8 protein-coding genes are annotated in these 14,449 nt (G+C 36.4%); 1 reads left to right on the top strand and 7 read right to left on the bottom strand.

Annotated elements, in window-relative coordinates; genetic code table 11:
• The 7 genes from L1I30_RS05225 to L1I30_RS05195 all read right to left on the bottom strand — a co-directional run bounded on the left by L1I30_RS05225 (position 1) and on the right by L1I30_RS05195 (position 10,914).
• Positions 1-1,026 (bottom strand): sugar kinase, encoded by a 1,026-nt coding sequence (locus tag L1I30_RS05225; RefSeq protein ID WP_236133208.1) that lies wholly within the window; start codon positions 1,024-1,026, stop codon positions 1-3.
• Positions 1,026-2,429 (bottom strand): glucuronate isomerase, encoded by a 1,404-nt coding sequence (gene uxaC / locus L1I30_RS05220; RefSeq protein WP_236133207.1) that lies wholly within the window; start codon positions 2,427-2,429, stop codon positions 1,026-1,028. The genes L1I30_RS05225 and uxaC overlap by 1 nt, the downstream gene beginning before the upstream one ends.
• 44 nt (positions 2,430-2,473) lie before the next feature.
• Positions 2,474-3,235, bottom strand: coding sequence for an SDR family oxidoreductase (locus L1I30_RS05215; protein ID WP_236133206.1), 762 nt, complete (start codon positions 3,233-3,235; stop codon positions 2,474-2,476).
• A 7-nt stretch (positions 3,236-3,242) separates the two neighbouring features.
• Complete coding sequence (gene kduI, locus L1I30_RS05210; protein WP_236133205.1) at positions 3,243-4,079, bottom strand: 5-dehydro-4-deoxy-D-glucuronate isomerase; 837 nt, start codon at positions 4,077-4,079, stop codon at positions 3,243-3,245.
• Between the two features lie 290 nt (positions 4,080-4,369).
• Entirely contained in the window at positions 4,370-5,920 is a 1,551-nt protein-coding gene (locus L1I30_RS05205; protein WP_236133204.1) for a DUF5123 domain-containing protein, read from the bottom strand.
• A gap of 28 nt (positions 5,921-5,948) precedes the next feature.
• Positions 5,949-7,742: a RagB/SusD family nutrient uptake outer membrane protein gene (locus L1I30_RS05200; protein ID WP_236133203.1), complete on the bottom strand. Its 1,794-nt coding sequence runs from the start codon at positions 7,740-7,742 to the stop codon at positions 5,949-5,951.
• A gap of 13 nt (positions 7,743-7,755) precedes the next feature.
• Positions 7,756-10,914 (bottom strand): SusC/RagA family TonB-linked outer membrane protein, encoded by a 3,159-nt coding sequence (locus tag L1I30_RS05195; protein ID WP_236133202.1) that lies wholly within the window; start codon positions 10,912-10,914, stop codon positions 7,756-7,758.
• Positions 10,915-11,724: 810 nt separating this feature from the next.
• On the opposite strand from L1I30_RS05195, the gene uvrA reads away from it, so the two are divergent.
• Positions 11,725-14,268 (top strand): excinuclease ABC subunit UvrA, encoded by a 2,544-nt coding sequence (gene uvrA, locus L1I30_RS05190; protein ID WP_236133201.1) that lies wholly within the window; start codon positions 11,725-11,727, stop codon positions 14,266-14,268.
• The last annotated feature ends 181 nt before the right edge of the window (positions 14,269-14,449 follow it).

Here is a 14,449-nt window from a genome sequence, read left to right as displayed (position 1 = left end):
TTATCTTTTTATTCTCCCTCCAGTATTACCATTCATGAATTCTAAAACATCTTCAACACTAACCAAATTCACATCGCCTAAAATAGTGTGTTTTAACCCGCAGGCCGCATTAGCAAACCTAAGTGCTTTTTTATCATCAAAATGGATCAAACCATAAATAAGCCCGGCAGCATAAGCATCTCCCGTCCCTATTCGATCTACAACCGAGGAAATTTCAATTTCTTCTGTAGTTATATATTCAGCCCCAGTCCAAGCTCTTCCGTAGATCTTTTGCCACGAAGCACTTACACCTGTTCTAAGTTTATCAAAAACTTTTTCTATTGAAGGACATTCCTCTATCAATTTTTTGCTAGCTTCAATAAAACTATCCTCTTCAACAGAGAAATCTGTACCTAAAATTTCATTGATCTCATTCACTCCACCTATGAAAATAGTCGAGTGGGATACAAGTTCTTTTAATACTTCATGACCATCTTTCCCATACTGCCATAAGTTGCTTCGATAGGCAGGATCTGCGGTAATTGTAATATTATTCTTTTTTGCAACTTCCAATCCTTTTTTCAAAGTGTTATATGCTTTCTCAGAAATGGCAGGTGTAATTCCTGTCCAGTGAAAATGGGTTACCCCTTCAAAAATTGATTCCCAATCAACATGTTTCGGTTCAATATTGGCGAAAGCACCGTGAAGTCTGTTATAAGTAATTCTACTAGGTCTTGCAGATGCTCCAACTTCCATAAAGTATAATCCCAGTGGATGTTCTACTTTAGAAATGCATGATACATCTATGCCTATTGAGCGCATAAAACTAATAGCTGCATCTCCCACAAAATCGTTTGAAACGGTAGAAACATGTTTGGAATAAAGGCCAAAATTAGAAAGAGATGCAGCAACATTCATTTCGGTACCGCCAAAATAGAAATCTAATGTATTAGCCTGAACCATTTTACGATTTTCTGATGGTGACAGGCGCATTAAGACCTCACCAAAAGTGACTATCGTTTTTGGATATGAATGATTATTTCCCATTAAAAGTTAAAATATTCTTTAGCATTATTATAACTAATATCGGAAATGATCTTGCCAACCAATTCCATATCATCAGGTAATTCCCCCACTTCCATTTCTTCACCAAATAAGTTACATAATACTCTTCTAAAATATTCATGCCTTGGGAAAGACAGGAAACTTCTAGAATCGGTAAGCATTCCAATAAAACAACTTACCATTCCCATATTTGATAAGGCATTTAATTGTTTGATTATTCCATCTTTTTGATCTAAAAACCACCATCCTGAACCAAACTGTACTTTACCTTTTACGCTACCATCGTTAAAGTTACCCACCATCGTAGCAAATATTTCATTATCTGCAGGGTTTAGGTTATAAAGTATCGTTTTAGTGAGTTTATCTTTGCTGTCGAGAGTATCCAGAAATGCCGATAGATTTTCTGCCTGACCATAATCTCCAATAGAATCCCATCCTGTATCCGGACCTAATTCCTTTAGCATTCTTTTATTATTATTTCTTAAAGCACCTAGGTGAAACTGTTGAACCCACCCAAATTCATGATAATTCTCACATAAGAATAATAATGAAGCTGCCTTGAACTTTTCAACTTCCAAGCCCGATAGTTCAGTTCCTTTTTGTTTCTTCTGGAAGATCGCTGCAATTTCACCTTCTTCAAAATCTTCAAAGGAGATAAAATTAAGTCCATGATCACATAGTTTACAGCCATTCTTATCAAAATATTCTATTCTATTACGAAGTGCTTTTTTAAATTCTTCATAAGAATTTATAGCTATTCCCGCTGCTTCGCCTAAAAGCTTTACATAATCGTTATATCCATCGGCATCTATTAAAATTGCTTTATCTGGACGAAAGGCGGTACTTACTTTAATATCGAAATCACTTTCAGCTAATTGCTTATGATATTCCAAAGTATCGGTAGGATCTTCAGTAGTACAAAGTGTTTGTACATTCATCTTCCTCAATAAGCCCCGACAACTGTTTTCTGGCTGTTGTAACTTCCTGTTTACCTCTTCGTAAATTCTTTCTGCCGATTCTTCATTTAGCAATTCATCAATTCCAAAGTAACGCTTCAATTCTAAATGCGTCCAATGATATAGCGGATTCCTTAACGTAAAAGGCACCGTTTTAGCCCATGCCATGAATTTCTCTTTATCAGAAGCATCACCGGTAATAAATTTTTCATCCACACCTAACGTTCTCATGGCACGCCATTTATAATGATCTCCCGCTAACCATACCTGAGAAATATTTTCAAAACTATGATCTTCCGCAATTGCCTTTGGAGATAAATGATTGTGATAATCTATAATTGGTTGATCTTTAGCGTATTTTATATATAGATCTTTTGCATACTCATTATACAAAAGAAAATCTTCGTGGATAAATTTTTTATTTTTCATTCTCTAATTTTCATTTTTTAATCCTTCTACTTCAGAATGGTATCTTATCTACCCATCCATCCTCCATCTACAGTAAGCACGGCACCGGTCATATAATTACTTGCCGGAGACGCAAGAAATATAATTGGGCCCTTAAAATCTTCTGGTTCCCCCCATCTTCCTGCAGGGATACGAGCTAGAATAGATTTGCTTCTATCTTCATCCTCTCGCAGAGCTACCGTATTATCTGTTGCAATATATCCGGGAGCAATGGCATTCACCTGAACTCCTTTTCCAGCCCACTCATTTGACAGAGCCATCGTTAGCTGCCCAATTGCGCCTTTTGATGCAGCATAACCCGGAACATTAATCCCCCCCTGAAAAGTTAAAAGTGACGCTGTGAAAATTACTTTACCATTGCCTCTTTTAATCATATCTTTTCCTAATTCACGAGTTAAGATAAATTGAGCATTTTGATTTACTTCGATCACCTTATCCCAATATTCATCAGAATGTTCTGCTGCGGGAGCTCTTAAAATAGTCCCGGCATTATTTACCAGAATATCAATGGTAGGATTTTCAGCTTTCACCTTTTTAATGAATGAGTGTAAAGACTCTCTATTAGAAAAATCGCACTGATATCCTCTGAACTTTCCACCTATCTTCTGAATGGCTTTCTCAATATCAGAACCCTCAGTTTCTAAAGTTGCAGAAACACCAATTATATCTGCTCCAGCTTCCGCCAGCGCTTCTGCCATCGCAAAGCCAATTCCGCGTTTACAACCGGTAATTAAAGCTGTTTTTCCTTTTAAATTAAACATGTCCATAAACCTATTATTTCAATTCGTCTACAGACACTTTATCCATATCTCCATAATCAAGATTTTCTCCTGCCATTCCCCATATAAAAGTATAATTGGAGGTTCCTGCTCCTGCATGGATAGACCATTCTGGGGAAAGCACTGCCTGATGATTCTTTAAAAAAATGTGCCGTGTCTCGTCTGGTTGTCCCATGAAGTGACTAATCGTTTGACCTTCCTCCAGATTGAAATAGAAATAAGCTTCCATTCTTCTTTCATGTGTGTGTGGAGGCATCGTATTCCAAACACTTCCCTCTACAAGCTCTGTCATTCCCATTTGCAACTGACAGGTTTTCACTATACTATTCACAATTAATTTATTGAGAATTCGCTTATTTGAATTTTTGGAATCTCCCAGATTCACAACTTCGGCATCTTCCTTTCCTACTTTTTTAGTTGGGTAGGCATGATGTGCTGGAGCGGAGTTCAGATAAAAATAAGGCTGTTCATTTCCAGATTTGTCGAAAATCACTTCCTTATTCCCCTGGCCTACATATAGTGCTTCTTTATGGCCAAGTTCATAAACCTTCCCATCAACAGTTACTTTTCCTGCGCCTCCTACATTAATAACTCCAAGTTCACGGCGATCCAGAAAGTTTTCAGATTTTAGATCATCTATAGTTTCAAGTTTTAAAGCTTTATTTACCGGCAATGCTCCACCAACTATAAAACGGTCGTACATTGAATAGGTAAAGTTTACTTCATTTTCTTTAAATAAATTCGGAATGAGAAAATGATCTCTTAATTCCCTCGTAGTATATCTTTTGACATCTTCTGGATGATGCGCATAGCGAAATTCTGAATGTGTCATTTTTTTAGGTTTTTAATGATTATGCAATCGATTACACGAATATAATAAAATTATTTAAATTTTATTGAATTGATATTTTTATGCATAAAATAAAAATGTATTCTTAATTATAAAATAGGAATTATATGTAATTATTTACAATATTAATTTATGTATCCAACGCTGATTTATAAAAAAGGCACGATATATACCGCACCTTTTTTATAAATTAATCTTAAAATTCTAATTTCACATAAATGGCAGAAATAGTGAATTCACCTATCTTACCATGCTATTTATGAACTATATAATTATCTCCAACGAGGATCACCAACGTTATTATCTTTCAAGCTTTGATTGGTTATGGTAAAATCTCCCGACGCTGGATCTACGAACCCAGGATCCAGTGAGAAATAGGTACTGGAGTTATCGTAGATGGTGTTAGATGCATCGTAGAAGCCTGGCGCATTCCAATAATTGTTCTTTACGAAATCAGGATCAGGATCTGTTTTACTCTGGTTTGAATAATAACCATCAGTTTCGGCTATAATAGTATTTTTAACCGTGATCTCATTAGTTTGAAATCTTACATATAAGATCCTTTTACCACTAGTAGAACATGCATACATTGTACAACTATCAATAGTTACATTTAAAGTTAAACCTGTCTGGGTGGATGTTCCAGAATCATCCAACCTTAAGAAGTCCCTACCCACAGCACAGTTGTAGAAAGTACTTGTTTTAAGAGTTACGTTAAGAACATCTGAGTTTCTGAAATCTATGAAATCTCCTCCACCAGTGAATATATTGTACACAATGCTATTTTCAACAGTAAGATCTTGAAGTATTGCACCTGTTTCATTTCCAGCAACAAAAGATGTTGCGTAATCATGCACTTCACATCCACTTATAAGTAGCGAACTGTAATTTCCGGCAGCGGTATATCTTATTACATCTTTTAGTGAGTCTGATCCTTCACCATTACCTTGTAAATTAAGATCGATTAATTCAACATCCTCTGCACCAGTAACGATTTCAAAATTTATATTTAATAATGGTTTGTTATAGTTTCTTAATCCTCGAATAGTAATAGATTTATCAAGTGTTATGGTTCCGGTTTGAGCAGTATAATCTCCACCTTCAAGAACTAAAATATCTCCACTATCTGCATCTGCTATCATTTGGAATAGATCATCTTCCGTGGTTACCAGTTTTCCCGTTCCTATATCAATACCGGTTGTAAACATTTTTACACCTCTTATTTTACTTCCATTGTATAAAGTAGCAGTATATTCGGTTTCTTGAGTAAGACCTGATATGGTTGCAACGCCAGCTGCCTTTTCCTCATCGGTTATGGTGTGAGTAATATCTCCCGGACTCACTTTAATTTCGGTAACCTCACTATTAGCAACCCATCTTAGAGTAGCTTCTAATGCTTTGATATCACTAGGTTCTCCTTCAATAAAAATCTGCTCAGTTAAAGTTTGTGCAGTAGTAGTAGCCCAGGATGAATCATCCAGTCCTCTATCGCTTACAGCTTTCACTCTAATAGAATAGAGTGTTTCACTTTCTACAGGAATTAAAACGGGTAGCTCTGTAGAAGCTACTTCAAGTGTTTTAACTATATTACTGAATTCAGGATCATCACTAAATTCAACTACATATGAACTTACATTATCATTTGCCGTCCAGCTTAATTCTACATTAACCTGATTTCTTACTTGGGCTTTAAGTCCAACAGGAGCAAACTCCCTTTCAATCGAAAGTTCGTCGATAAGTTCTTTATCATAATCACAACCTGTAACGCTAGCTGCAAGTAGAATAACTATCAGTAAACTCTTAAAGATGTTTCTTACTTTCATAATTTATTAAATTAATACTGTTTATGTTCTAGTAACCGTAATCATTTATCAATTTTCCATTACTGGCATCTATGAACACTTGCCATATTGGCCAAAATTGCTTGTTATCGGGATCTACTCCTGGCTTATAAATGGTATTGATGATTTCATCTAAAGGTTGATCCCAGTTGAAGGCAGAGTATTCTGGCCCAGGATTAGAGGTCTCCCCTCTATTTAACCCATATATATCTAAAGTGTATCCATCTTCCTTATATTTATAATAAAGGGTTGCAGGCACATCGGCATATTCTCCCGTTCTATTTTCTAGATTGGCTAATTTTTCTTTTTCTTTATCAAGGCTGTCACCAAGTAAATTCCATCTAATTAGATCCATCTTGCGATCCATCTCTCCGGTATATTCATATTTATATTCATCAACTATTGCTTTAAACATAGCGTCTTTTGAGGAACGAGCGTTTACATAAGCATCCACTTTTTCAGCTTGTTGATCTGCCGGAAAGGCTCTTCTACGAACTTCTTTAAGGTATGGAGCAGCCGCAGCCGGCCCTTCAAGTTCATTAGCAGCTTCTGCAGCAGTTAATAAAATTTCCGCATAACGCATGTATATTAGATTTACCCCATCATCGTTTGTTGATGTTACGAACCGGTTCATCCACTCATATCTATATTTCCCGAAATACCATGTATCTAGACCAACCAACTCCTGTTGAGCGACTCCTTCTACAGCTGTTCCCCACTGATAAGGGACACAGGTAACTTCTCTTCTAGTATCTTCTTCATCATAATCATAAAAAACAGTAGGTGTTGGTCCTGCAGTTCCCCCTCTCGCTTGAGCTGTAAATTGATCTGAACTACGGTGACGAACAGCAAATGAAAATAATACACGACCACGACCATCGGAGAAAGGAATTTCCCATAAAGATTCCCCACCTGCATTTATATTTTCTTGATTATATTTTTTCCAAAATCCTTCAAAAGTAGGTTCTAATGAAGCTTTACCACTACTTATAACGTCCCTACACTCATCTAATGCCAATTGATACATCCTTTCAACGGAAAGTTCGGGATCATTGCTTCTTCTTACACCGTCAGGATACTGCTGATAACCACTAGCAACCATCGCCAGTCTAGCTCTAAACCCTTTCACAAAAGCTTTATTTATTCTTTCTACTGTTGTAGTTGATGCAGACTCATTGGGCCAGGCTACCAAAGTTGCCGCTTCTCCTAAATCTTTAATTAATCTCTTGTAAATAGTATCACGACTAGTTTTTCCTAGATAGATTGTCTCTGTTGTGATAGGCTCAAATCTTGCGGGAACATCACCCCAAGCTTTCATTAGATCAGCATAATATATAGCTCTATAAGTAAGTGCGGCACCTAAAAGTTGTCCAAATTCTGTATCTGGCTCCGGTTTACCATACGTTCTCAAACCTCGTATTACTATATTAGCTCGCTCAATACCTTGATACATCATTGCCCAAGCATTATTTTCAGAATTCATTCTGGAATTATTAGGCTTTGCATCGTAATATACAAGATCAGCATCTGCTCCTCCTGAAGGGTCGGAACTATAATTATATTCAACATCGGTATTGAATCCATAATAGGGAATAAAACGACCTCTATAAGAATTGGTTTGACCAACAGGCTCTAAAATTCCATCTACCGCTCCTTTCGCTAAATCAACCGTTGAAAAAATAATTGATTCATCTAATGTAGACTTTGCCGGTGCTTCCAAAAAGTCTTTATCAAAATCCTCATCGCAAGACACCAAAAGGGCAATTATCATAAATGACGAACAGATTTTTATTAAGTTTTTCATTTTCATTTAATTTTTAAAAATTAAGATTTAATCCAAATACGACTTGTCTACTTCTAGGGAATGGAGAATAATCAACACCTGGAGTAAGAGGAGTCTTTCTTCTTGTAGACACTTCAGGATCTAATCCTGAATAATTAGTTAGCACAAATAAATTTGTTCCAGTTACATATAACCTCAGCTTTGTAATATTGGCTTTAGACATAAGAGTTTCGGGAAGTGTATATCCTAAAGTCATTGTGTTTAACCTAAGAAAAGAACCATCTTCTACAGCCCAATCACTAAAAACATAGTTATCCATATAAGGAGACCACATTGAAGTGTTCGCATTTGCAGCAGCTAATTGTTGAGGGTCTGTTATTAACATACCGGTATCTGGATTAAGATTGGTCCATCTACTTCCATCCTGCATAATTGTGCTTAAGTTCCTGTACTGCCCATTGTTATTAGCTGTGGTAAATTCAATTTTGTTTGCGTTATAAACATCATTTCCAACACTACCATTAAAAGCGGCAGAAAAATCGAAGCCATACGCATAAGCATTAATTACAAAACCGCCGGTAAAATCGGGATTGGCATCCCCGATTATTGTGTTATCATTTATGTCAACCACACCGTCGTTATTAATATCTTTAAGTTTTAAAGATCCCGGTCTCACATTTCCTATAACATCACTATTATCTACCACTCCCGATTTTAAGGTATACGTACTTGTCGCTGCATCATAATCGAAATCCGAAACCTCGTAACGTCCGTCATTCTTATAGCCATACATTACTCCAATTGGCTCACCAACTCTAACCACATAGTCGTTACCTATTTGAGTGGAGGCCCAATTTGTATTTTGTCCAAAATCTTCTAAATCACCTAGAGAATTGATCTTATTTTGGTTCGAAGAAGCATTTATAGAAAAACTCAAACCATAGTCTGGTTTAGTAACAGCGTTTATATTTAAAGATCCTTCGATACCTGTATTTTGAATTTCCCCGAGGTTTCTATATTGGCTGGCATAACCAGTTCCCGGAACAGGGAAATTAACTAGCAAATCTGTAGTTAAATTCTTGTAAACCTCAACTGTACCACTAAGCACTCTGTTAAATACCGAAAAATCTACCCCGGCATTCTGAGTGATAGTTGTTTCCCACTTTAAATCGGGGTTGGCTAATGTTCTTGATGCAGACCAGTATGTAGGAATATTATTTAAATAGGTAGTGGTATTAGACTCAAAGCTTTGAACAGTTTGCCCTGATGGAATGTTATTATTTCCTGCCTTACCGTAACTTAATCGTAATTTAAGGGCATTAAGCCAAGTACTATCCTTGAATAAATCTTCTTCATTAATTTTCCACGCTACTGCAGCAGAAGGAAAATACCCCCACCGATTATCACCCATAAATTTACTAGAACCATCTGCACGAAATGTAGCTGTTAGCAAATACTTACTTTTAAAATCATAATTAATACGGCCAAAAAAGGACAATAATTTATCATCTGGACTGTAAAAATTATCTACAGACTGCGGTGTTCCTTGAGTTGTCAACTTTACTGTTCTCTCAAAATCAAAATCTTTAGGAAAACCTTGTAATTCACTCGTTACTTCGTTATTATTATTAATGATCATCTCTTCTCCTAGAAGTATTTTTAGACTGTGATCTTCGCCCAGAAATTTTGTGAAGTCATAATTAAAAGTATTTGCATTTCTGAATGTTTCACGTTTTCGATCACTAAAAACTAATGAAGGTAAACCTTGATTGTCGGCAGATGGTCTATTGTTGGAATAATAAGTAGAACGGCCGTAATAACGGTAATCTTGATCTATACGATTATCGAGACCAAAATCTGATTGGAATGTTAGATTATCTAAAATGTCCCAAGAAAAGCTTCCTAACATATTGAAATTTTTTCTCAATTGCTGACGTTGGTTATCATCAACGGCTACGAATGGATTAACCAAATAGCTCGCAATAGCATCATCTGTACTTGTTGTGGTAAGACCAGAGATTGGTATAGGAGAATAACCAACACTATGTTTTAACCTTGAATCAGCTGAAGAAATCTCGTTTTGTTCATTGGTTCCTCCTCCATTAATTTCTGTATCAGAATATCTAACAGTAAACGATAAATTCACTTTATTTCCAGCCTTACTTTTTACTGCTAAGGCTAAATTATCTCTCTTGAAATCTGATCCAGCCATAATAGTATTCAGGTCGTAATGAGCATAATTAAAGCTGAAACTTGTCGTTTCAGACCCTCCTCTAATAGCTAAATCATGATTTTGAACTTTACCAACGTTACCGTAAATCTGCTTTTGCCAGTTATTACCTTCTTGACCTATATATTGATCATAATCTTGCCATAATCCAAACTTATTTTCATAAGAATCCAGATTCTCAGGATCATCTAATAATGCATACTCATACTGCCATTTAACAAAATCTTCTGGAGAAAGCACATCAATGGTATTAGCAATTTTCTGAAGTCCGTAGAATGAGTTAAAATTAACACTTAACTTACCACTCTTTGCATCCTTAGTAGTTATAATAATAACTCCATTAGCCCCTCTAGACCCATAAATGGCAGTAGATGAAGCATCTTTTAAAACCGAAATACTTTCGATATTGGTAGGACTTATATCCCCCATACTTCCAACGGGAAAACCATCAACAATAATTAATGGTGAACTATCTTGAGTAAGAGATCCTCCCCCTCGTATTCTAATATTAATTTCAGCATCTGGAGAACCCTCGGAAGATAACACTTGAACCCCCGGCAACCTCCCAGTTAAAGTTTCAGCCACACTCGATTTAGCTTGCTCGGTTAAATCATTTCCAGAAATAGAAACAACCGAACCCGTTAGATCTGATTTTTTAACAGAACCATATCCTACTACAACTACCTCATCAAGGGAATTAGAATCTACTAGTAGTTCAGCATTAACTGTGCCTCTACCATCCACATTTACTTCAAGAGTTTTAAACCCTACATAGCTAAATATCAGAACAGCATTAGGACTGGAAACTTCAATAGAATAATCACCATCAAAATTTGACATTGCTCCATTTGAGGTTCCTTTTTCAAGTACATTCACACCTAAAAGAGGTATATTATCTTCGGCACTGGTAATTGTCCCAGAAACTGTATAAGTTTCTTGAGCTAATACATTACCTGTAGTCAAGAAATTAAAGAGTAAACACAGTACCCAAAGGAACAATGATTTTTTTCTTAGTAATGTTTTATCATTCATGGTTCAATTTAAGTTAGTTAATAATTATTGTTCTGTTTAAAATCTGGAATCCAAAGATTCCTAATCAAAATGACATTCTTATAAGAATTTCATAATGTAATCGATTACGTAAATATATTTATTAATTATAAACTACAAAATTTTTAAAGGAAATTTTTATTGTTTTAGTATTTAAGAGAGGTATAAAACACCAAATTCGCTAATTTATTCTTCATATTTTCACAATTTGAAAATCAATAGTCCACTTAGAACACTTCATTTTTATAATAAATGCTGAAATTGTAATCGATAACATTCATAGAATACATAGAAATAAAAGACTTAAAAATAAGACTAGTAACAATTTAATCATGTAGCAGCTTACAAAGAAGAAAATGTAGAAATGTAGTACAGACCTCTCGTGTCAAATTAAACTTGCTCTAAGTTGAAGCTGTAAATTATCTGAGGATGTTATAAATATAATTATGCAATTATTACAATCTCCTCACCCCTATTAAAAGATCAACATTATATCTAACATTTGCTATGATAAAAAGGCCAATATTACTTAAGCTATTTTGATTTTAATTTTCCATCGATGGAGTATTAAAATATTAATCTATTTAGCAGAATTACCAAATATGTTTAAAAAAGTTTTACTGGGCATTATCATTAAATGAACTGAAGTTAAACTAAACCTAAAGTCTAAGCTTAGAATATATTCCATGGGGTCTTGGTATATTTTTTGGTCCATCGGCAGACATGGAACAACCGTATGACAATAAGACAAAAAAAGAAGGCTACGTTAGTATAAGTGGAGCACGTCAAAATAATCTCAAAAATGTTTCTCTGGAAATTCCCCGTGATGCGTTGGTAGTATTTACCGGGGTTTCTGGGTCAGGAAAATCCTCCCTTGCTTTTGGCACTTTGTATGCCGAAGCTCAGCGAAGGTATCTGGAATCTGTGTCGCCCTATGCAAGGCGACTTTTTCATCAAATGCCCATCCCAGAAGTTAATGAAATTGAAGGTTTACCTCCAGCAGTTGCATTACAGCAGCAACGAGGTTCAGGAACTACCCGATCCTCTGTAGGCTCTGTTACCACATTGTCAAACCTACTGCGCATGTTATATTCTCGGGCAGGAGATTATCCTGAAGGTCAATCTATATTATATGCAGATTCATTTTCAACGAATACCCCAGAAGGAGCCTGCCCAGAATGTCACGGACTAGGAAGAGTATACCAGGTAACAGAAAAAAGCATGGTTCCAGATGACACACTTACAATTAGGGAGAGAGCCATTGATGCTTGGCCAAAAGCATGGCAAGGAAAAAATCTGCGTGATATTTTAGTTACCCTGGGTTATGATATTGATATACCTTGGAAAGATCTTCCCCAAAAAGATAGGGACTGGATCTTATTTACAGATGAACAACCACAAGTACCGGTATACCGAGATTTAAATCGGGAAGAGGTCGCCCGTGCAATAAAAAACAAAATTGAACCTAGCTATAAAGGCACATTCACAGGTGCTAAAAAATACATTTTACACACTTTTGCAAATTCACCAAGCGCTTTAATGAAAAAGCGGGTATCTAATTATATGATTAGTAGCGAATGCCCAACATGCCACGGGAAACGTTTACGCCCGGAATCGCTTGCTGTTACATTTGCCGGATATGATATTGCTGATATTTCACGATTACCTTTAAAAAAGTTACTTTCTATTTTCACTCCTTATAGCGATGGCTCGGCACCGGGTTTAATTAAATTAGGCAAAAACCATAAGGAGAAAGCTATGGTTGCACAGAGGATAGCCGAAGATCTTGTAGCCAGAGTTAGTGTGCTCTTAGAATTAGGACTAGGCTACTTATCACTAGAGCGCAGCACACCTACCCTCTCACCTGGTGAGCATCAGCGTTTAAGACTTGCCACACAAGTTCGAAGTAATTTATTTGGAGTCGTATATGTTTTAGATGAACCTTCTGCCGGATTGCATCCTGCAGACACAGAAGCTTTATTGAAAACTTTAGATAGACTGAAAGCTAGCGGGAATTCGCTTTTCGTCGTTGAACATGAGTTAGAGGTGATTCGCCATGCAGATTGGTTAGTAGATGTAGGCCCTAATGCCGGTGAAGGTGGTGGAGATATTTTATATAGTGGCCCACCAAAAGGTTTAAAGAAAATTTCAAGATCTAAAACGAGAGAACATCTTTTTAATGATCTACCTTTTGAGAAGCCCATAGCCAGGGAGCCTTCTGGATGGCTTAAATTAAGCGGAGTTACCAGAAATAATTTAACCAACCTTGACGTCTCTTTTCCTTTAGGTACATTAACAAGTGTTACTGGAATATCCGGTTCCGGAAAAAGCAGTTTGGTGAGCCAAGTTTTGGTGGAACTAATGTCAACCAAATTAGGAAATGGAATATCTTCTGATGAAGAGGTAGTAGAAGATTACTTGCAAGAGGATGCCGTGGCAACATTGGGTGGTGAAATTACCGAAGGTTCAGAAAACATAAAACGCATGGTGGTGGTTAATCAAAAACCCATAGGAAGGACACCTCGCTCCAACCTTGCGACATACACGGGCTTATTTGATGTAGTGAGAAAGTTATTTGCTTCAACAAAATTAGCTAAATCCCGGAATTACAACGCTGGAAGATTTTCATTTAATGTGGGAAAAGGGCGTTGCCCTAACTGCGAGGGTGAAGGCTTTGTAATGGTAGAACTATTGTTTTTACCAAGTGTCTACGCTCCATGCCCCGTTTGTAACGGCACTCGTTATAACGACAAAACGTTGGAAGTGAAATATCATGAAAAAAATATAGCACAAGTTCTGAGCATGACGGTAAATGAAGCTGCAGATTTTTTTGAGAAAGAAGACCCAGTAAGGCGTTCGCTCAAAGTATTACAAGAAGTAGGTTTGGGATATTTACGTTTGGGGCAATCAGCAACAGAACTTTCTGGAGGGGAAGCACAGCGAATAAAGCTGGCTAAAGAGCTTCAGCGAGTTAATAGAGGTAATACACTTTATATTTTAGATGAGCCTACCACAGGCTTACATCCAACCGATGTAGAGAAACTGCAAAGTCAGCTGGGGAAATTAGTTGATGCGGGAAATACCGTAATTGTAGTAGAACACGATATGCAAATTATTGCCGGAAGTGATTGGGTAATCGATATAGGCCCTGGAGCTGGAGAAGAAGGTGGAAAAATAGTGGCAGAAGGTACACCGAGTGCAGTAGCAAAAAACAAACTCAGTAAAACAGCCATATATTTAGGGAGAACTTTAAATGGTCGTACATAATTTGTAAGAACATTTTACGATTAGGATTTATTCACTACTGAACAAATTTATCTAAACAGATGCTTTTTTTATAAAAATTCCAGAATAAAATCACACACAAATGGCTTAAGCACAAACAATTGATAGCGCTATTGTGCATAAATAAATTCTAAAAAACATGTATTGAATATGACTGTTTTTT

The sequence above is a fragment of the Gillisia lutea genome (assembly GCF_021568705.1).
GTDB classification, from domain to species: domain Bacteria; phylum Bacteroidota; class Bacteroidia; order Flavobacteriales; family Flavobacteriaceae; genus Gillisia; species Gillisia lutea.
Note: the sequence above shows the minus strand (reverse complement) of the source record. Positions and strands in the feature narration are given on the sequence as shown.